Genomic DNA, 19,598 nt, shown 5'->3' with positions numbered 1-19,598 from the left:
CGGCTTTACAGCGCAAGGAATGTCGCGCCGCCCGCCTGTCGGCGGCGGCCAGCGGCTCCTTACGGAGAAATTTTAAGGCGAAGGAGCTTGTGTCCCCATGGATGAGTTGCATAGTTTGGGCAAGCTGGTCATCATTACCGGCATGTCCGGAGCGGGCAAAACAATCGCCGTGCAGAGCTTGGAGGATCTGGGCTTTTTTTGCGTAGACAACCTTCCGCCCGTGCTTATTCCGAAGTTTGCTGAGCTTATCGAGCAGTCCAAGGGCCGTATCGGCAAGGTTGCGCTTGTCATTGATTTGCGCGGCCGGGAATTTTTCAATACGTTATCCGAGTCTTTGCGCTACTTGCGCGATAATCAAACGCTTACCTACGAAATCTTATTCCTGGATGCGACGGATGCGGCGCTTGTTCAGCGGTATAAGGAAAGCCGCAGAAAGCATCCGCTTGCTCCGACCGGGGTCCCGCTCGAAGGCATCCATCAGGAGCGCAAGCTGCTGGAGGAGCTGAAAGGGCTTGCGACGCAGGTCATCGACACGAGCAGCCTGAAGCCGGCTCAGCTGAAGGAGCGCATCGTCTCCCGATTTACGAATCTGGGTACGGGAAGCATCTCGATCAACGTCATTTCCTTCGGCTTCAAGTACGGCATTCCGATCGATGCCGACCTCATCTTCGACGTCCGCTTTCTTCCGAACCCGCATTATATCGATACGCTTCGTCCGAACACCGGCCAGGACCCTGATGTCTACGATTATGTGATGAAGTGGGGCGAGACCCAGGAATTCCTGATGAAGCTCCTGGATATGCTTCACTTTCTCGTGCCTCAGTACAAGAAAGAAGGCAAAAGCCAGGTCGTTATCGGGATCGGCTGCACAGGCGGGAAGCATCGCTCGGTCGCTATCGCCGAATATTTGGGCAAGGTAATGGGCAATAGTGAAACAGAAGTCGTGCGCGTGAGTCATCGGGACTCCGAGCGCGACCGGGCTGAGGTGAAGCGATGAGCCTGGCTCCCCAGACGGAAGGCTATCTGCCAAGGATTGTCGTACTGGGCGGAGGTACAGGCTTGTCGGTTATGCTGCGGGGGTTGAAGCAGAAGCCGATCGACATTACGGCGATCGTGACCGTAGCCGACGACGGGGGCAGCTCAGGCATCCTGCGGTCGGAGCTGGAGATTATTCCGCCCGGCGATATCCGCAATGTGCTGAGCGCGCTGGCGGATGTCGAACCGCTCCTCGGCGAGCTGCTCGACTACCGCTTCGACAAAGGGAACGGGCTTGCCGGTCATAGTCTGGGCAATCTGATGCTGGCGGCGATGCGGGATATTACCGGCGACTTCGTCACAGGCGTCCGGGAGCTCAGCAAGGTGCTGGCAGTCCGGGGTCGGGTGCTGCCGTCCGCCAATCAGGCGCTCGTGCTGCGCGCGGAGATGGAGGATGGCTCGATCGTCGAGGGCGAGTCCAAGATCCCCAAGGCGGGCGGGGTGATCCGCAGGGTGAGCATCGAGCCGAAGGATGCCGATGCGCTGCCGGAGGCGCTGGAGGCGCTCAGGCAGGCCGATGCGATATTGGTCGGTCCGGGAAGTTTATATACGAGCATATTGCCCAATCTGCTCGTTCCTGAAATTACGCAAACGATAGTCCAATCGTCCGCTCTCAAGATGTTTATTTGCAACGTGATGACACAGCCCGGCGAAACGGACGATTATAAGGTGAGCGATCACCTGAAAGCGGTGCGAGACCATGTCGGCGAAGATTTGTTCGACTATGTGATCGTCAATAACGGTGAAATTCCCGAGCAAGTCCAGACCCGCTATGCCGAGAAGGGCGCCAAGGTCGTTCATCTTGATCTCGATGAGGTTACCCGGCAGGGCTATAAGGTCATCGCGGACCAGCTGGTGTTGTTCCGCACGTATTTGCGGCATGACGCCGAGAAGCTGAGTCAGCACATTTATCAACTGGTGGAGAGCTGGATGTTCAAGAAGAGGTGATGCAACATGTCCTTCGCCGCGCAAACGAAAAAAGAGCTGACGCTCATGGAGTCCGACCGCTGCTGCGAGCGGGCGGAGCTGTCCTCGCTCATTCGCATGAACGGTTCCGTACAGCTGTCCAGTCAGAAGGTCGTACTGGATATCTCGACGGAGAACGCCGCGATCGCCAGGCGCATCTATTCGCTGCTGAAGAAAACGTTCCAGGTTCATACCGAGCTTCTGGTGCGCAAGAAGATGCGGCTGAAAAAAAATAATGTGTACATCGTGCGTGTGCCTGCCCAGGTTCAGCATATATTAAAGGAGCTGGATATCGTCTCCGAGGGCTTTCTGTTTACAGACGGCATCGAGGAGTCGATTATCGAATCCGACTGCTGCAAGCGGGCTTATCTTCGCGGAGCCTTCCTGGCCGGCGGATCGGTGAACAACCCCGAGGGCTCGTCGTATCACCTGGAGATTTATTCCATGTATGAGGAGCACTGCAAGGCGCTGTGCAAGCTGGCCAATGAGTTCGACCTGAACGCGCGCTGCATCGAGCGCAAGAAGGGCTTCGTGCTGTACATCAAGGAAGGCGAGAAGATCATCGAGTTTCTGAGCTTGATCGGGGCCCATCAGGCGCTGCTCAGGTTCGAGGATGTGCGGATTATGAAAGATATGCGCAACTCCGTCAACCGGCTGGTTAACTGCGAGACGGCCAACCTGAACAAGACGATCGGGGCGGCTGTCCGTCAGATCGACAACATCCGGCTGCTGCAGAAGCAGATCGGTCTGGAAAACTTGCCCGAGAAGCTGCGGGAAGTGGCGGAGATCCGGCTGCGGCATCCCGATATGAATCTGAAAGAAGTCGGCGATATGCTCAAGGGCAGCGTCAGCAAGTCCGGGGTTAATCATCGTCTGCGCAAGATTGACGAGCTGGCCGAGAAGCTGAGAAAGTAGGAGCAAGCACTGTCAAATATAGATTTTTTGTGTAAATCATCAAAAATTCTAGTGCATATCTCCGAAAAATGCTATACTAGGTGAAAACCGCTTTTTTTAGTGACATATTCGCAAGGAAATTAATTAGGCAAGAGCATGGTTGTTTTTCATGAGAGGCACTTCGGGAAAGGTTCCGTTAATCGGAATTCCAGGACGAAGTGCCGAATCTGAACTTAATCTATAGGGCCAGCGCCTTCATGGATGAGCAATTAAAAGTAGGGGGTATTGGTTGAATGTCGAGACGCCCAGTAGTCGTCAAGTTGAAAACAGGCCTTCATGCCAGACCGGCGGCACTTTTCGTGCAGGAAGCGAATAAGTTTTCTTCCGAAATTTTCGTGGAGAAGGACGAGAAGAAGGTCAACGCCAAGAGTATCATGGGAATTATGAGCCTTGCGATCAGTACGGGGACTGAAGTCCATATAAGTGCAGAGGGTTCGGATGCCGAGCAGGCTGTAAACGCTTTAGTCACCCTTGTCAGTAAAGAAGAACTCGAGAACCAATAACGACCCGGCAGGCAAGCTTCCGCTTCGGAAGCTTGTTGCCTTTGGAAGTTCCGCCCGGATGCGCTGTCGTGTCACGGCAATCCGACTGAGCGGGATCGCTGAGTGCGAGTCTAACGAATTGAAGGCGCTTGCAAACCATATGCTGATCTAACCCGAGCGGTTCTGCCGCTCGGGTTTCTGCATGTCGGCGCGCCTTCCGTCCCCTGCGCCAGCACCGGGACCTCCTACGTTTCCTGGGGAGGATGAACAAGAATGACGTCCGATCAGGATAAGCAGAGCACCGTTCGGGTGATAATGTGTATGTTTCGTGAACAAAGCCAGAAAAACGGGGGCTGATCCGCCCTTGCCCGAAAAATGGCAGGTGACGCCACCGCAACCTTTAATACCCGCCAAGCGTCTAACATGTCGTCATCCTTGGAATTCTGAAACAAGTAGAAAGAAGGAGTAGAGAAGAAAATGAAGCGCATGAGAAATGAATTAAAGATATGGCTTGTACTCAGCCTGCTGATTGCCTCCATCGGCTGGACGCCGGCGCAAGCGGCCGATAAGGAATCGGAGATGTCTTCGGGCACGGTGCATGTGCTGCTGTATTTGAACAAGGCGGAAGCTTTCCTGAACGGCGATCAGGTGACGCTGGATGCTCCGGCCACCATTATTAAAGATAAAATGTACGTGCCTGCGAAATTCCTCGGCGATGCCTTCGGCATGAAGGTGGAGTGGAACGAGACGACGCGCATGATCGAGATGGTAACGCCCAAGGCGCAGATCATGCTCGACAGCGACAACAAATCGGTCTGGATCAACGGCTACTGGATGCGCTTCGATGAAGCGGCGGCGATCGTAAATGGCCGCTTGATGGTGAAGCTGACCTGGCTGGCCGATTATATGGGAGCCCGGTATACGTATAACGACGAGCTGCGCCGGGTGGAAGTCTTGTTCACGAAGACGCCGACGGGCATCTATATCCCGGCCAATGACAACTCCAAGCCGGTAGCGAAGTTCAGCTTGAGCAAGTCGAGCTATCGCATCGGCGAGCCGATCAAGTACATCGATCTGAGTTATGATCCGGATGCGGAAGGCATTATCAATCATGATTGGCAAGGACGGCAGGAAGTTTACTTCACGCCCGGCACTTATCCGGTTACCCTGACGGTGCAGGATCGGCACGGCAACAAGAGCGAGCCTTACACCCGTTATGTCATCGTAGGGAAAGAGACTTATTTGAACGAAGTGGAATACCCGATCTACATGAAGCCGGTAGGCTCCTTCATCAAGACGAACTGGTCGGTGCTGTGGGGCAACTTCTACGACCTGCCGGAGCTTCCGAAGCAGGTGACGGAAGATACGACGCGCAAGCTGCTTGTCAGCGACAGTCCTGAGACGTTTACGCAGCAGGGGATTTTGTACCAGGATACGGTAGAAGGCAAGGGCCGGCTGTATGCCGACCATATCAACGGAACCCGGGAACGGGTGACGATGGCGATTCTCGCCAAAAACATGAGCTCCAAGCCGATTACGATCCGGACGACGAATAAAGGCGAAGTATGGCCTTCGGTATATGCGAACCTGATCGGCAACGAAGCTACCGTCGATTTCCTCCTGGGCGATCCGATGGAAGAAAAAATGACGATTCCGGCGAACCAGACGTTTATCTACAAGCAGATGCCGGATTTCTACCCGAGTCAGGGCGTTAATCTGTTCTACGATATCGAGACGGACGGTCCTGTACAGTTTTCCTTTATTGCAGCCAGCGAAATTACAGCCAATTCATTGACGCTTCCGCTGCTGCCGTTCGATGGCCATGTGCGGGGGACTTTCCCGGTATCTACCTTGAACTGGACGGTGGATGGAACGAACTTCGACAAACCGTCGCGGCTGGTGATCGGCGACGGCAAGACCGATCCGTTCCAGCCCGGCTATGATACGATCCGCAAGCAGGAAGTGAAAAACGACGGCAACTACGGCGTCGTCTACAAGATCCACATGGATAAGCCGCGTAAGATGGCTGTCATGATCCTGCCAAAGGGCGGCGTCTTCAAGGGGCCGTTCAAAATCAACGGCGAGATGCGGCTGGTGCCGGAGTCCGGCGTCATCACCGCCTTCGACGGCCTGCAGATCATCGCCAAGACGACGGGCACCGAAGATGCGCTGGACATCGAGTTCAGCCCTCCTGCCGGCTCGGCTTTCCCGATCGACCTTATTTTCTATCCGCTGGATAACCGGGAAACCCGGTAAACCCGGCACGCGCAAGCTGCATAATGCTTGAAATTTTTTCCCCCTAGTCTCCGGCATCGTTAAAGGAGCTAGGGGGTTTTTGCTGTGCCGGCCGCCAGGTGCCGGAAGTCAGTCTGGCGTCAGTCAGATGTCACCGGCCGGAGTGAAACTTTGGCTGCAGCGATTCGTCTGGTAAAGAGCGGAGAGGTAAAAGAAGATCAGGCAGGACGACAAGAGGCAGACATTCGGTCGAACGTGAAGACAAGAAGCGGGCAGGCTGACAAGCGAGCCGACGGACATGCAAAGGCGAGCGCCTGACTTCCGCCAAAGGGAGCGATGGAGATGAATGCAGGGCGGTGGATGGAGACCGAACGCTGGATGAGCTGGACAGGCTGGAGTCTGGTTGCGGTCGGCAGTTTATTTGTCCCGCTAATGCCGTGGTATATGCTGGGGGAGATCACGGAGGCGGAGATTGGCTGGTGGGGACTATGCTCGGTAGCAGGCGGAATTGCCACGCTCGGCGGGAGGCTGCTTTACTTGCGAAGCGTCGAAGCCGTGCAGCGCGGCCTTTTGCTGCTAGCCATCGTAGGAATGCTGTTCGTCATTCTGGCGCAGGTTCCGGCGTTGTTCAGCTGGTTACTGTACGGAGGAGCCTTCACCAAGGGCTGGATGCCGCTGGAGCCGCTAGGCTTCGGGATAGGCGCAGTCCTGCACCTGGCGCTGATCGTACTGGCGGCGCTGACGCTCGTGTCCGCGCTATACGCTTTGGCGGGAAGAAGGCGCAGCGAAAGCGGATTGCGGCTGCCTGCGAAACAACTGGCTGTATTTGCCGCGGCGCTGCTCGTAGCGGGAAGCGCGCTATGGGGATGGGACCGTTATGAGAGCGGCAACTGGATTGCCCGTACATATCCGGCGGATGGAGCGTCAGAGGTATCTGTGGACGCACAGGTGGAGGTGGTGTGGCATGGGGTTAGGGATAATATGGGATTGAAAGCGCGATATGCGGATCAGCCGGACCAGGCTATCCCGGGTACGACCGGAGGCTCCATGAGCGGCATGACATTCAAGCCGGAAGGCGGCTTCGCTCCGGGACGCCGGGTGCAGATTACGGTGGATGCGGACCGGCGTATTTATTCGTTTACCTTCACGACGGGTAACCCGTAAGAGCAGTTTGGGCTTTGACCTGTTCCAAGAGCCGCGCAGCAAAGAACACGCCCCGGCGCAAGGGCACACGGTCAAGCACGGACCGAGACGGCCGTTGAATCGGGCAGGCCGCTATTAAAAAGAGCCCTAACCGATGGATCGCCGCAGCGGCGGGTCGGTAGGGCTCTTTAATAAAAAGCTTAGATACGCTCGATGACCTTGTCGATCAGACCGTAGGTTTGCGCTTCGGCTGCCGACATGAAGTTATCGCGATCCGTATCGCGTTCGATCTTCTCGAAGGTCTGGCCGGTGCGCTCGGCGAGGATCGTGTTCAGCTTGTCGCGCATCTTGAGAATCCGCTTGGCGCGAATCTCGATATCGCTGGCCTGGCCTTCGGCGCCGCCGAGCGGCTGATGGATCATGACCTCGCTGTTGGGCAGCGCATAACGCTTGCCTTTGGCGCCGGCTGCGAGCAGGAACGCGCCCATCGAAGCGGCCATGCCGACGCAGATCGTCGATACATCAGGCTTGATAAACTGCATCGTATCGTAGATCGCCATGCCCGACGTGATGGAACCGCCCGGGCTGTTGATGTAAATGCTGATGTCTTTGTCCGGGTCCTGTGCGGTCAGGAACAACAATTGCGCAATAATCGAGTTGGCTACAACGTCGTTGATTCCGCTACCGAGAAAAATAATCCGGTCCTTCAGAAGCCGCGAATAAATATCGTAAGCGCGCTCTCCTCTTGCATCCGGTTCGACAACCATTGGAATAAAACTCATAAGCTGCAGCCTCCTTTAATGAACCTCTATATCAAACTATATCCATCATAACGGAAATTCAAACTAAGGTCAAGAAAGGTCAAACCAGGACATAAAAAAATCAGTCTTCATGTAGCATCAGGACTGATTGGTTGGTGATAGTATGGCGCGCCCGTAAGGAATCGAACCTTAATCTCAGGCTCCGGAGGCCTACGTCATATCCATTGGACCACGGGCGCATATAAGCTGCTGCGCTAGTTACGACAATTCTCAATAACTGTGACAGCAGAAGTTATTGTACAACATCCTCGGCGGAAATGCAAGGGGATGACCGCCGGTTTTTTGAGGAGTACAAGCCGCATAACGCCTATTCCTCATTTTTGCATATTTTGTGTCTATGGCTGCTTGATATTGGGATAACGTTGATCTATAATGAAAACAACTAAGTGAAAGCTTAGCACTTTTTTTTAAGTGAGTGGGACTAAAAACGTATCACCGGGACGGATTAAGTCCCGGTACCGAAGAAGTTCCAAGCGGAAGAGATGTGAATGCCATGCGCGATATGCTAGACATTCAAAAGCTGTTAGTGCCTGATCTGCTCGACTCGATGAAGAAGCGTTATACGGTTCTTCAGCATATTCTCGTCTCGGGCGTCGTCGGACGCCGGACGCTGGCAGCTTCGATCGGCTCGACAGAGCGCGTGCTGCGCGGCGAGGTTGAATTTCTGAAGGAGCAGGGACTGCTGCAGATCGACGCTTCCGGTATGCGGATCACGGAGGATGGCAGGGCGCTGCTGGAGCAGATCGAGCCGCTTGTGAAGGATTTGTTCGGGCTCACCGAGTGGGAGGAGCGCATACGCGCCGCATTCGGCCTCAAGCAGGTCGTGATCGTGCCCGGAGATTCGGAAGCTTCCCCGCATACGAAGAAGGAGCTGGGGCGCGCAGGCGCTTCGGTGATGAGGAAGCTGGTTAAAGAAGAAGAGGTCATCGCTGTTACAGGAGGATCTACGATGGCTGAAGTTGCCGTTCATCTGAACGCAACGGCATCGATGAAAAGCTGCTGGTTCGTACCGGCTCGGGGAGGACTCGGCGAAAGCGTAGAGCTCCAGGCCAATACGGTGGCGGCTACGATGGCCAAGAAGGCGGGAGGGCGTTACCGGCTGCTGCATGTGCCTGATCATCTGAACGATGAAGCGTATCAGTCGCTGTTGCAGGATGATCACATCACGGAAATCTTTCATTTCATCCGCAGAGCCAGAATGGTCGTACATGGCATGGGAGATGCTATGGTGATGGCTAGAAGACGCAAGGTCGATCCCGAGACAACGGCAAGCCTGCAGCGCGAAGGCGCTCTGGCCGAAGCGTTCGGGTATTACTTTGACCGCAACGGACGCATTCTGCACAAGATGCCTACGGTAGGCTTGCGCATCGAAGACATTCAGGCTATGGATACGGTGATCGGAGTTGCCGGAGGCCACGGCAAGGGCGAAGCTATTCTTGCGGTGCTCAGACACGGACACGAGGATGTGCTCGTAACGGACGAGGCGGCTGCCGCCGAGATCGTTCAGCTTATGTCATCTTGACGGGTTCATCCCCGTCTTGACTATAAATAAACCATTTTTAGGAGGAACCTATCATGGCAACGAAAATTGGTATCAATGGATTTGGTCGTATCGGCCGCAACGTATTCCGCGCAGCGCTCAACAACCCTAATGTTGAAGTGGTGGCAATCAACGACCTGACCGATGTGAAAACGCTGGCTCATCTGTTGAAATACGACACGACTCACGGTACGCTCGATGCCAAGGTTGAATCGACTGAGGGCGCGCTGATCGTGAACGGCAAGACGGTTAAAGTATTCGCCGAGCGCAACCCGGAAAACCTCCCTTGGGGAGAAAGCGGCGCTGAAATCGTCGTTGAATCGACCGGTATTTTCACAGCTAAGGAAAAAGCCGAGCTTCACTTGAAAGGCGGAGCGAAGAAAGTTATCATCTCCGCACCTGCTACGAACGAAGACATCACGATCGTGCTGGGCGTCAACGAAGACAAATACGATCCGTCCGCACACACGATTATCTCGAACGCTTCCTGCACAACGAACTGCTTGGCTCCTTTCGCGAAAGTACTGAATGACAAGTTCGGCATCGTAAAAGGTTTGATGACGACCGTTCACTCTTATACGAACGACCAATCCGTACTCGATGTGCCGCACAAGGACCTGCGCCGTGCCCGTGCAGCTGCCGAGAACATCATTCCGTCCACGACGGGCGCAGCCAAGGCTGTTTCCCTCGTATTGCCTGAGCTCAAAGGCAAGCTGAACGGCTTCGCATTGCGCGTGCCTACGCCAAACGTATCCGTTACTGACCTCGTAGTAGAACTGAGCCAGAACGTTACGGTTGACGAAGTCAACGCAGCTCTGAAAGAAGCGGCTGAGGGTCCTCTGAAGGGCATCCTGAACTACTCCGAAGAGCCGCTCGTATCGAGCGATTACAACGGCGACCCGGCTTCTTCCACGATCGACGCTCTGTCGACGATGGTTGCCGGCGATAACATGGTGAAGGTTGTATCCTGGTACGACAACGAGTGGGGCTACTCCAACCGTGTTGTTGACCTCGTGAGCTTCATCGCGTCCAAAGGCCTGTAAGCAGCAACTTCATTGTGGTGATGAACTGAAACTCAAGTCATAGAAGTGCGTCCGGCAACCGGGCATCCGTAAGACGGCATCTTTTAAGCAGATGGCGCGTCCGGATGTCCGGCTTTTGCCGGGACTGCGCTTTTGGGCATGACGCAGATCATGACCACAATTTTTATGTACAGCGTTATGCAGGACAGAAACAAGCTACGAGTCCGAGTGGAAACGGGAGAAACCTTTTTAAGAAACAATGCGGGAGGCCACGGATATGAACAAGAAAAGCGTGCGTGATGTCGAGGTAGGCGGCAAGCGGGTATTTGTACGGGTAGATTTCAACGTTCCTCTGGAGAACGGACGGATTACGGATGATACGCGGATTCGCGAGACGCTGCCGACGATCAAGTATTTGACCGAGCGCGGAGCGAAAGTCATTCTGGCGAGCCATCTGGGCCGTCCGAAGGGCCAAGTAGCCGAAGAATTGCGTCTGACCCCAGTCGCCGCAAGACTCTCCGAGCTGCTGGGCAAGCCGGTAGTGAAAGCCGATGAAGCGATCGGCGAGGCAGTGAAGGCGCAAGTCGCGGCGTTGAACGACGGCGACGTCCTGCTGCTGGAGAATGTCCGTTTCTATGCGGGCGAAGAGAAAAACGACGCCGAGCTGGCGAAAGCATTTGCCGAGCTGGCCGACCTGTATGTCAACGATGCATTCGGCGCGGCTCACCGTGCGCATGCTTCCACAGAGGGCATCGCTCATCACCTGCCGGCAGTTTCCGGCCTCTTGATGGAGAAGGAGCTTGAAGTGCTGGGCAAAGCGCTGAACAACCCGGAGCGCCCGTTCACGGCGATCGTCGGCGGCGCGAAGGTCAAGGACAAGATCGATGTGATCAACAACCTGCTGAATCTGGCTGACAACATCATCATCGGCGGAGGCTTGTCTTATACGTTCCTGAAGGCGCTCGGCAACGAGATCGGGAAATCCCTCGTAGATAACGAGAAGATCGACCTCGCGATGAGCTTCATCAATAAGGCGAAGGAAAAAGGCGTAAACTTCCTGTTGCCTGAGGATATCGTTGTAACAGATGACTTCAGCCCGACGGCCAATACGAAAATTGTTCCGATCAACGAGATTCCGGCGGACTGGGAAGGTATCGACATCGGACCGAAAACGCGCGAAAAATATGCCAAGGTCATCGCAGAGTCCAAGCTGGTCGTCTGGAACGGACCGATGGGCGTATTCGAAATCGAGCCGTTCTCCCACGGTACGCGCGCAGTAGCGCAAGCTTGCGCCGAGACTTCGGCATACACGGTCATCGGCGGCGGGGATTCGGCCGCTGCGGCCGAGAAGTTCCAGCTGGCGGACAAGATGGATCATATCTCCACCGGCGGCGGAGCCTCGCTTGAATTCATGGAAGGCAAGGCGCTTCCGGGCGTTGTAGCTTTGAACGACAAGTAAGCGAAGGTAATCGACGTTTTCAGCGAAGCGGACTGCGGCCGGACTCCCAAGGTTCGGTTGCGGGGCCGACTTTCTAGTGCGGAAGAGAGGGGCTATACCACCCATGCGCAAACCTATTATTGCAGGCAACTGGAAAATGTTCAAAACCGTCAGCGAAGCGACGGCTTTCATCAATGAGGTAAAAGGCAAGGCTGAAGTAGACGGCGTGGATAGCGTTATCTGTGCGCCTTATACGAATTTGCCTGCGCTTGTCGAAGCGGTAAAAGGAACGGCGCTGAAGATCGGCGCGCAAAACCTGCACTTCGAAGACAATGGCGCCTTCACCGGCGAGATCAGCGGCGTGATGCTGAAGGATCTTGGCGTAGAGTATGTCATTATCGGACACTCGGAACGCCGCGCTTACTTCGCGGAGACCGATGAGATCGTGAACAAGAAGGTGCTGGCGGCGTTCAAGCATGGCTTGACTCCGATCCTGTGCGTAGGCGAGAAGCTGGAAGAGCGCGAAGCGGGTCAAACGAAGGACGTCTGCAAGGTGCAAACCGAAGCGGCTTTCGCCGGTCTTAGCGCCGAGCAAGCGGCACAGGTTGTAATTGCATATGAGCCGATCTGGGCGATCGGTACGGGCAAGTCGTCGACGGCTGCCGACGCGCAGGACGTGATCGGCTATATCCGCGGCCTCGTGGAAGGGCTGTACGGCGCCGATACGGCGGCAGCGGTGCGCATCCAGTACGGCGGCAGCGTGAAGCCGAACAACATCGCCGAGTACATGGGCGAGGCGGACATCGACGGCGCGCTTGTAGGCGGCGCCAGCCTGGAGCCTGCGTCGTACATCGCGCTGGTGGAAGGGGCTAAGTAAGATGGCAACTAGACCGAAGCCGGTAGCGATCATTATCCTGGACGGATTCGGCCTGCGCGGCGACGTGCAGGGCAATGCCGTCGCACAAGCGAAGAAGCCGAACTATGACCGGTATTGGAACCAGTTTCCACACACGACGCTGACGGCGTGCGGAGAAGCGGTCGGTCTTCCGGAAGGCCAGATGGGCAATTCGGAGGTCGGTCACTTGAACATCGGCGCAGGGCGTATCGTGTACCAGGACCTGACTCGCATCTCCAAGTCGATCCGCGACGGAGAGTTTTATGACAACGAGACGATTCTGGGCGCAATTCGGCATGCGAAGGACAATGGCAAGAAGCTGCATCTGTACGGGCTGCTGTCGGACGGCGGCGTTCACAGCCATATCGCTCATCTGTTCGCCTTGCTTGAGGTATGCAAGAAGGAGCAGTTCGAGGACGTTTACATCCATGCGTTCCTGGACGGCCGGGACGTGGCCCCGGACAGCGCAGCCAAGTACATGGAGCAGCTGATTGCCAAGATTGACGAGCTGGGCGTAGGACGGATCGCAACGGTGCAGGGCCGGTATTATGCGATGGACCGCGACAAGCGCTGGGAGCGCACGGAGAAGTCGTACCGGGCAATGGTATACGGCGACGGACCGACCTTCGAGGACCCGATGAACGCCGTGCTGGAATCGTACACCCGTTCCGTCTTCGATGAATTCGTGATGCCGACGGTGATCGTGAAGAAGGACGGCACGCCGGTAGGGCTCGTCGAGTCCGGCGATTCGGTCGTCTTCTTCAACTTCCGTCCCGACCGGGCGATTCAGCTGTCCCAGGTGTTCACGAACAGCGACTTCCGCGGCTTCGACCGCGGGGACAAGGCGCCGACCGATCTGTATTATGTATGTCTGACGCTGTTTAGCGAGACGGTGGGCGGTTATGTCGCCTATAAGCCGAAAAATCTCGATAACACGCTCGGCGAGGTGCTCGTCCAGAACAACCTGAAGCAGCTGCGCATCGCCGAGACGGAGAAGTATCCGCACGTCACCTTCTTCTTCAGCGGCGGCCGCGATGTCGAGCTTCCGGGCGAGACGCGCATCCTGATCAAGTCTCCGGCTGTAGCGACCTATGACCTGAAGCCGGAGATGAGCGCTTATGAGGTTGCCGCTGCGGCGGTGGCGGAGATCGAGGCGGAACGCCAGGACGTGATCATCCTGAACTTCGCCAATCCCGACATGGTCGGACACTCGGGCCTGCTGCAGCCGACGATCGAAGCGATCGAAGCGACGGATGCTTGCCTCGGTCAAGTGGTCGACGCGATTCTTGCCAAAGGCGGGGTTGCCCTGATCACGGCGGATCACGGCAACGCGGACGTTGTCACCAATCCGGACGGCTCGCGGAACACGGCTCATACCACGAATCCGGTGCCTTTCATTATGACCGACACTCGTGTTACACTAAGAAACGATGGCATTTTGGCAGATATTGCCCCGACGGCGCTCGCTATCCTTGGCGTTGCCAAGCCGGAGGAAATGACGGGAACGTCTTTGTTCTCGCCCCGTATTTAAAGCTTGTCCGGCTAATTCCGGCCGGGGACTGATTAGCTTGAAGCAAATCGGATTAAACCATGAATAAGGAGTGTTTTCGAATCATGACGATCATCTCTAACGTGTACGCTCGTGAAGTGCTTGACTCCCGCGGTAACCCGACGGTAGAAGTAGACGTTCATCTGGAATCCGGCGCTCGCGGCCGCGCGATCGTGCCATCCGGCGCATCGACCGGCGCTTACGAGGCTGTTGAGCTTCGCGACGGCGACAAGTCCCGCTACCTGGGCAAAGGCGTTCTGAAAGCCGTAGAAAACGTGAACGATATCATCGCTCCGGAAGTCATCGGCATGAACGCGCTGGATCAAGTCGGCATCGACCAGCGTATGATTCAGCTCGACGGCACGCCTAACAAAGGCAAGCTCGGCGCTAACGCGATCCTCGCGGTATCGATGGCGGTTGCCCGCGCTGCGGCAGATGCTCTGGATATTCCGCTGTACGTATACCTGGGCGGATTCAACGCCAAGACGCTTCCGGTTCCGATGATGAACATCATCAACGGCGGCGCGCATGCGGACAACAACGTAGACGTGCAAGAGTTCATGGTTCTTCCGGTAGGCGCTCCTACGTTCAAGGAAGCTCTGCGTACCGGCACTGAAATTTTCCACAGCCTGAAGTCCGTACTGAAGGAAAAAGGACTGAACACCGCAGTAGGCGACGAAGGCGGCTTCGCTCCGAACCTGGGCTCCAACGAAGAAGCGATCCAAACGATCATCACCGCTATCGAGCGTGCGGGCTACAAGCCGGGCGTTGACGTATTCCTCGGGATGGACGTAGCGTCCACGGAATTCTTCAAAGACGGCAAATACCACCTCGAAGGCGAAGGCAAATCCTTCACTTCCGCAGAGTGGGTAGACTTCTTGGCCGCTTGGGTTGACAAATATCCGATCCTCACGATCGAAGACGGCTGCTCCGAAGACGATTGGGACGGCTGGAAGCTGCTGACCGAAAAGCTCGGCTCCAAGGTTCAGCTCGTCGGCGACGACTTGTTCGTAACGAACACCGAGCGTCTGTCCCAAGGCATCGAGCAGGATATCGCCAACTCCATCTTGATCAAAGTCAACCAAATCGGTTCCTTGACCGAAACGTTCGACGCGATCGAAATGGCTAAGCGCGCCGGCTACACGGCTGTTATCTCCCACCGTTCCGGTGAGAGCGAAGACAGCACGATCGCCGACATCGCGGCCGCTACGAATGCCGGCCAGATCAAAACCGGCGCTCCGTCCCGTACGGACCGCGTAGCGAAGTACAACCAATTGCTCCGCATCGAGGACCAATTGGGTGAAGTTGCTCAATATGCCGGCAAATCGGCATTCTACAACCTCAAAAACTTCAAGTAATGACCTTGCCCGCTGGTATTTTATCCAGCGGGCGGTTTTATACAAAATATACCGTCAGGTGAAACGGGTAGGCCTAGGCTTGTGTTTCCGCGAAAGCGAAGAGGTTGGTGTTCAGCCGCAGAGTTTACGGGCCGCCTTTAAAATCGGATGACATCCATTGCCTATTCCAACCCGGTCATCCGATTTTAACAGCGGCCGGAGGCGAACATGCAACCTCGCAGCGAATGAGGCGGGAACGATAGCTTTGCCCAAGCGTTTCATCTGACAACCCCCGGAGGGAATCATATGGGTAACCTGATAAAGACCGTGCTGTTTCTGATCGTATCGGCTTTTCTTACGCATCTGGTTCCCTTCAGCGATTATTTCCGCAGCCTCGATACGATGATCCATGAATTCGGTCACGCGCTCGTGACGCTGCTGCTGTCGGGCAAGGTGATGTATATCGAGCTGTACGCCAACCACAGCGGAGTGACCTACTCACAAGTATCGAGCCGGTGGAGCTTGATCCCCATCTCGCTGGCCGGTTATATGATCGCTTCCCTATTCGCGCTGCTGCTGTTTCAATTGCGCGCTTACGGCAAGGAGCGTCTGGGCTTGCAGCTGATCACGGTAGTTGCGGTGCTTTCGCTCGTGCTGTTTGTCCGCAATCAGGCGGGTATCCTTTGGCTGCTCGGATTTGTCGTGCTGACCGTGCTGATGCTGGCGCTTGCGCCCCGTTGGCTGCGGGATCTGTATTACCTGCTGCTGGCGTTTCTGACGCTGGAGGAGTCGGTCTTCGGACCGCTTTCGCTCCTGCTGTACGCCTGGAACGACCCGTCCAAAGCCGGCGACGCGACCAATCTGGCGCTGGTGACGCCGGTTCCCGCCGTAGGCTGGGCGCTGCTGTTCACGTTGTTCTCGCTATGGTGCGCGGTACGGGCGTTGCAGCACTTCTTTCGCGGACGGAGATCGAGCGGGGAACGCCGCCGGGAGCGGATGGAGCCGCAGTTTGACCGTCCGGGTTCGGGCTTGTAGGTTGATGAGGCTTTAGACTTTCCGAGCCTGCGAACATTTTTCTACATCCGCAAGAGCATTTTTGCCTCACGGCTTACCCCGGCAGTCTAGTATAATCATCTATACGGCCAACCGAAATGAATAAACAGGCAAGTCAAGGAAAGCCGCTTCCCAGCCGTATGGCGACGAAGCGGCTTTTGTGCAAGTCTCAGAAAGTATAAACAGTGAAGCGGCTCGACTTCCAGACAAACGCACGGCGAATAAAAAGACGCCGTCAGGCGATTATCCTTGCATCCATAAGCCCCGAGAGGAAGTGCCGTCATTGATGAGTATTCCTTTCCTCCGTTATCGCAACCGTTTCCGTAAGCCTCGTTCGTTAAGAAAGCATTTAATCGTGGGGCTCCTGATCACGACTGTTGTGCCGATCCTGCTGATCGGCGCTGTTTCGTACTACATGATTTATTTGATTCTGGACAACAAAACCGTCAAAGGCATCGAAAGCACGCTTTATCAAGTCAGAACCACCTTGGAGAAAACCTATAACAATTTGAACTATGTCTCTCAGCAATATGCCGCACGCGATACGCAGCTGCTGCTGGAGTCAGACGAACCCGTCGAGAAATATATTTTGGGGCAGCAGGTGTTCGCCCGTCTTCAGCTGCTCAGCTTTACGAACCCGGATACGAACGTCGTATATATTTACACGCCCGGCTCCCATGACGTCTTCTATGAAAATCAGCCAATTCGGCCAGACAGCACGCCGGAGCGTTTGCCGGTGCTGACCACTTACAAGGGAGTAACGTTGTATGCGCCGCATGCCACGTTCGGTTATGGAAGCGGTTTCGTATTCTCAATGTCCCGGTCGGTCAATCTGATTAAAGGGACGGGCCGAAGCCTGTATGTGGAGACGAGCACAGACGTTTACGATCAGCTGATGAACGACCGTCAGTTCGGCATCAAGACGGTGCAGGTGCTGACGGACAGCAGCGGCTTCGTCGTCTTCAGCCAGGATGAAGCGTTTCCTCCAGGCTCCCGCTTGCCGGTCGATCGGGATAACAAAGCTTATCAGATAGCGGGGGACCATTATTATTTTCAGGAGTACAGTCAGGAGCAGGGCTGGTACGTTTACTCGATTATCCATAAGACCGATTTCCGGCAGGAGGTCCAGAGCTGGACGATCGCCTGGGCGGCCATCGCTGCATTGTCGCTGCTGGTGAGCGCGGCGGTAGGGTGGTGGATCTGGAACATGTTTTATTTTCCGCTGCGCAAATTGAACAAGGAAATTCGTTATCTCGGCGACAGCCGTTATGAAGACGAGAACCAGATGCAGCGTGATATCCGGTTAACTCAGATCGCCGAATTCGACGTGCTGCTGACGCAGTTTCAGGACATGAGGTCGAATATCTGGTCGCTGCTTACGGAGCTGAAGCGGCAGGAGGAGGACAAGCGCCACTTGGAGGTGGAGAAGCTGGTCGCGCAGATCAATCCTCATTTTCTCTACAACACGCTGAATACGGTGCAGTGGCTTGCGAAAACGAAGGGCGAGGAGGAAATCGTCAGCCTCGTCACGGTCTTTATTCGTCTGCTGCGCTACAATCTGGGCAAGGACGGCGGCCGCGTGAAGCTAAGGCAGGAGATCGACGCGTTGAACGATTACGTAGCGCTGCAGCAGATCCGCTATAACTACGAATTTACGGTGGATATCCAGGCCGATCCGAGATCGCTTGATGTTCCGGTGCCCCGTTTCCTGCTTCAGCCGTTGATTGAGAATGCGCTCTATCACGGACTGACGGAAGAGGACAGCGCCATCGAGCTGACGATCACGATCGATCAGGAGCGGTACCTGCTCGTTCAAGTGAAGGATAACGGAAGAGGCATGAGCCAGGAGGAGCTTCAGAGGCTGATGCAGCATAAAGTGCCGGAGCGGGATCAAGTCGGGATGGGCATCGGGCTCAGTTACGTGAATGCGATGCTGCTGGCTCATTTCGGACAAGCGTCCCAACTGCAGGCGTCCAGTTCCCGGGAAGAAGGGACGACGATGTATTTCCGGATACCGGTCGATGACAAGCAAGGAGGCGGCGATGAATCGAGCATTGATCGTTGATGATGAATATTTCGTTCGAAAAGGGCTTATATCCACGATGCCATGGGAGGATTTCGGAATTCGGATTGCGGGCGAGGCGAGCAATGGGGAGAAGGCGATCGAGCTGCTCCAGCGTCAGGGCGCAGACCTGCTCATTACGGACCTGTCGATGCCGGTTATGAACGGGTTCGATCTGATGCGCCGCGTCAGAGATGATTTCCCCCAGGTCTGCATGGTAGTGCTTACCTGTCACGAGGACTTCAAATATATTCAGGAAGCGCTTCGCCTTGGCGCCATCGACTATATTGTGAAGACGGAGCTGGAGGATGAGCGGATGCGCGAGTCGCTCGGCCGCATTTCGGAGCGATTGCACGAGTGGCGAGCGTCTAAGTCCAAGGTATGGGGGCAGCAAGAACAAAGCGAGGCGTCGAGAGAGGCGGTCGTCTGGTCGGAGGAGGACGAAAAGAAGCTGCAGGCGCACATCGAGGAATGGCTGCCGCTCCATTGGGCTGTGAAGGATGCTCACTTCGAATCGTTATGCCGGACGATGAGGGGCTTGAATCCGCCTATGCCCAAGCTGCAGAAGGTGATGCATTATTTATTCGTGGAGTGGAACCGGATGCTGGGGGCTGATTTCGCGCCTGTATGGCTGCAAAAAGCCGAGACGGCTCACAACTGGGCCGCTTGGGAAGCTTATATGGCCGACTTCCGGAATTATCTGCGCCAGTATTTGCATATCTCGTCCTACCCGCAGGAAGCCGCTCTGCTGATTATGGAAGCCGCCCAATACATCAAAGCGAATATGGACTTGAAATTGACCCAGCATGACATCGCCCGGAAGATGAACATGAGCCGCGGCTATTTCAGCAAGTGCTTCAAGAATTTGCTAGGCAGGACCTTTCACGACTATATGAAGGAGCTGCGCATCGCCCGCGCCAAGACATTGCTGCTGCAAACGTCCAAGCCGATCGCGGATATTGCGGAGGAATGCGGATTTTTGGACCACCGGTACTTCAGCAGACAGTTTCGCGAGGAGACCGGTCTGCTTCCTTCGGAGTACCGCAGCAGCCAAGTATGAACAATG

Annotated in this window: 16 protein-coding genes and 1 tRNA gene; 15 read left to right on the top strand and 2 right to left on the bottom strand. The window is 55.6% G+C overall.

The features are described 5' to 3' along the window. Positions 1–97: 97 nt before the first annotated feature. From rapZ to BLR08_RS16725, 6 genes are all read left to right on the top strand, one after another. On the top strand, positions 98–997 hold the full coding sequence (rapZ, locus tag BLR08_RS16755; protein WP_072332589.1) for an RNase adapter RapZ: 900 nt from the start codon (positions 98–100) through the stop codon (positions 995–997). Beyond that, on the top strand, positions 994–1,983 hold the full coding sequence (gene yvcK, locus BLR08_RS16750; RefSeq protein WP_072332594.1) for a gluconeogenesis factor YvcK family protein: 990 nt from the start codon (positions 994–996) through the stop codon (positions 1,981–1,983). Before rapZ ends, yvcK begins: the two co-directional genes overlap by 4 nt. Positions 1,984–1,989: 6 nt before the next feature. Next, the gene (gene whiA, locus BLR08_RS16745) at positions 1,990–2,916 is read left to right on the top strand and encodes a DNA-binding protein WhiA (protein WP_072332597.1); all 927 of its coding nucleotides are present in this window, start codon (positions 1,990–1,992) and stop codon (positions 2,914–2,916) included. A 272-nt stretch (positions 2,917–3,188) separates the two neighbouring features. Beyond that, the gene (locus BLR08_RS16740; RefSeq protein ID WP_010500412.1) at positions 3,189–3,458 is read left to right on the top strand and encodes an HPr family phosphocarrier protein; all 270 of its coding nucleotides are present in this window, start codon (positions 3,189–3,191) and stop codon (positions 3,456–3,458) included. A 456-nt stretch (positions 3,459–3,914) separates the two neighbouring features. Then, on the top strand, positions 3,915–5,693 hold the full coding sequence (locus BLR08_RS16735) for a stalk domain-containing protein (RefSeq protein ID WP_072332601.1): 1,779 nt from the start codon (positions 3,915–3,917) through the stop codon (positions 5,691–5,693). Positions 5,694–6,014: 321 nt separating this feature from the next. Beyond that, positions 6,015–6,836, top strand: a complete 822-nt coding sequence (locus BLR08_RS16725) for an Ig-like domain-containing domain (RefSeq protein ID WP_072332607.1) — start codon at positions 6,015–6,017, stop codon at positions 6,834–6,836. Between the two features lie 179 nt (positions 6,837–7,015). On the opposite strand, the gene clpP is transcribed toward BLR08_RS16725, so the two are convergent. Beyond that, positions 7,016–7,597, bottom strand: coding sequence for an ATP-dependent Clp endopeptidase proteolytic subunit ClpP (clpP, locus tag BLR08_RS16720; protein ID WP_072332611.1), 582 nt, complete (start codon positions 7,595–7,597; stop codon positions 7,016–7,018). Positions 7,598–7,740: 143 nt separating this feature from the next. Beyond that, a tRNA-Arg gene (locus tag BLR08_RS16715) sits at positions 7,741–7,815 on the bottom strand. Positions 7,816–8,129: 314 nt separating this feature from the next. Between BLR08_RS16715 and BLR08_RS16710 the strand changes: the two genes are divergently transcribed. From BLR08_RS16710 to BLR08_RS16670, 9 genes are all read left to right on the top strand, one after another. Then, positions 8,130–9,158, top strand: coding sequence for a sugar-binding transcriptional regulator (locus tag BLR08_RS16710; RefSeq protein ID WP_072332614.1), 1,029 nt, complete (start codon positions 8,130–8,132; stop codon positions 9,156–9,158). A 53-nt stretch (positions 9,159–9,211) separates the two neighbouring features. Next, positions 9,212–10,219, top strand: coding sequence for a type I glyceraldehyde-3-phosphate dehydrogenase (gene gap / locus BLR08_RS16705; RefSeq protein WP_072332618.1), 1,008 nt, complete (start codon positions 9,212–9,214; stop codon positions 10,217–10,219). Between the two features lie 256 nt (positions 10,220–10,475). Beyond that, positions 10,476–11,657 carry a phosphoglycerate kinase gene (gene pgk, locus BLR08_RS16700; RefSeq protein ID WP_072332621.1) on the top strand — a complete coding sequence of 394 codons (1,182 nt, stop codon included), beginning with the start codon at positions 10,476–10,478 and terminating at the stop codon, positions 11,655–11,657. Positions 11,658–11,760: 103 nt separating this feature from the next. After that, positions 11,761–12,513 carry a triose-phosphate isomerase gene (gene tpiA, locus BLR08_RS16695; RefSeq protein WP_072332624.1) on the top strand — a complete coding sequence of 251 codons (753 nt, stop codon included), beginning with the start codon at positions 11,761–11,763 and terminating at the stop codon, positions 12,511–12,513. Between the two features lies 1 nt (position 12,514). Beyond that, positions 12,515–14,062: a 2,3-bisphosphoglycerate-independent phosphoglycerate mutase gene (gene gpmI / locus BLR08_RS16690; RefSeq protein ID WP_072332627.1), complete on the top strand. Its 1,548-nt coding sequence runs from the start codon at positions 12,515–12,517 to the stop codon at positions 14,060–14,062. An 83-nt stretch (positions 14,063–14,145) separates the two neighbouring features. Beyond that, positions 14,146–15,438 carry a phosphopyruvate hydratase gene (gene eno, locus BLR08_RS16685; protein ID WP_072332631.1) on the top strand — a complete coding sequence of 431 codons (1,293 nt, stop codon included), beginning with the start codon at positions 14,146–14,148 and terminating at the stop codon, positions 15,436–15,438. A 285-nt stretch (positions 15,439–15,723) separates the two neighbouring features. Further along, on the top strand, positions 15,724–16,452 hold the full coding sequence (locus tag BLR08_RS16680) for a M50 family metallopeptidase (RefSeq protein WP_072332634.1): 729 nt from the start codon (positions 15,724–15,726) through the stop codon (positions 16,450–16,452). Between the two features lie 373 nt (positions 16,453–16,825). After that, the gene (locus BLR08_RS16675; protein WP_176835544.1) at positions 16,826–18,535 is read left to right on the top strand and encodes a sensor histidine kinase; all 1,710 of its coding nucleotides are present in this window, start codon (positions 16,826–16,828) and stop codon (positions 18,533–18,535) included. Continuing rightward, complete coding sequence (locus BLR08_RS16670) at positions 18,513–19,592, top strand: response regulator transcription factor (RefSeq protein ID WP_072332640.1); 1,080 nt, start codon at positions 18,513–18,515, stop codon at positions 19,590–19,592. The genes BLR08_RS16675 and BLR08_RS16670 overlap by 23 nt, the downstream gene beginning before the upstream one ends. The last annotated feature ends 6 nt before the right edge of the window (positions 19,593–19,598 follow it).

Origin of the sequence: Paenibacillus sp. cl123 (assembly GCF_900101595.1) — a bacterium.
Classification (GTDB): domain Bacteria; phylum Bacillota; class Bacilli; order Paenibacillales; family NBRC-103111; genus Paenibacillus_G.
The sequence above is the reverse complement of the archived record's forward strand: the minus strand, read 5'-3'. Positions and strand labels throughout refer to the sequence as shown.

Coding starts and splice junctions, on each gene's coding strand:
- rapZ (WP_072332589.1), top strand. CDS start 98: ATGGATGAGTTGCATAGTTTGGGCAAGCTGGTCATCATTACCGGCATG.
- yvcK (WP_072332594.1), top strand. CDS start 994: ATGAGCCTGGCTCCCCAGACGGAAGGCTATCTGCCAAGGATTGTCGTA.
- whiA (WP_072332597.1), top strand. CDS start 1,990: ATGTCCTTCGCCGCGCAAACGAAAAAAGAGCTGACGCTCATGGAGTCC.
- BLR08_RS16740 (WP_010500412.1), top strand. CDS start 3,189: ATGTCGAGACGCCCAGTAGTCGTCAAGTTGAAAACAGGCCTTCATGCC.
- BLR08_RS16735 (WP_072332601.1), top strand. CDS start 3,915: ATGAAGCGCATGAGAAATGAATTAAAGATATGGCTTGTACTCAGCCTG.
- BLR08_RS16725 (WP_072332607.1), top strand. CDS start 6,015: ATGAATGCAGGGCGGTGGATGGAGACCGAACGCTGGATGAGCTGGACA.
- clpP (WP_072332611.1), bottom strand. CDS start 7,597: ATGAGTTTTATTCCAATGGTTGTCGAACCGGATGCAAGAGGAGAGCGC.
- BLR08_RS16710 (WP_072332614.1), top strand. CDS start 8,130: ATGCGCGATATGCTAGACATTCAAAAGCTGTTAGTGCCTGATCTGCTC.
- gap (WP_072332618.1), top strand. CDS start 9,212: ATGGCAACGAAAATTGGTATCAATGGATTTGGTCGTATCGGCCGCAAC.
- pgk (WP_072332621.1), top strand. CDS start 10,476: ATGAACAAGAAAAGCGTGCGTGATGTCGAGGTAGGCGGCAAGCGGGTA.
- tpiA (WP_072332624.1), top strand. CDS start 11,761: ATGCGCAAACCTATTATTGCAGGCAACTGGAAAATGTTCAAAACCGTC.
- gpmI (WP_072332627.1), top strand. CDS start 12,515: ATGGCAACTAGACCGAAGCCGGTAGCGATCATTATCCTGGACGGATTC.
- eno (WP_072332631.1), top strand. CDS start 14,146: ATGACGATCATCTCTAACGTGTACGCTCGTGAAGTGCTTGACTCCCGC.
- BLR08_RS16680 (WP_072332634.1), top strand. CDS start 15,724: ATGGGTAACCTGATAAAGACCGTGCTGTTTCTGATCGTATCGGCTTTT.
- BLR08_RS16670 (WP_072332640.1), top strand. CDS start 18,513: ATGAATCGAGCATTGATCGTTGATGATGAATATTTCGTTCGAAAAGGG.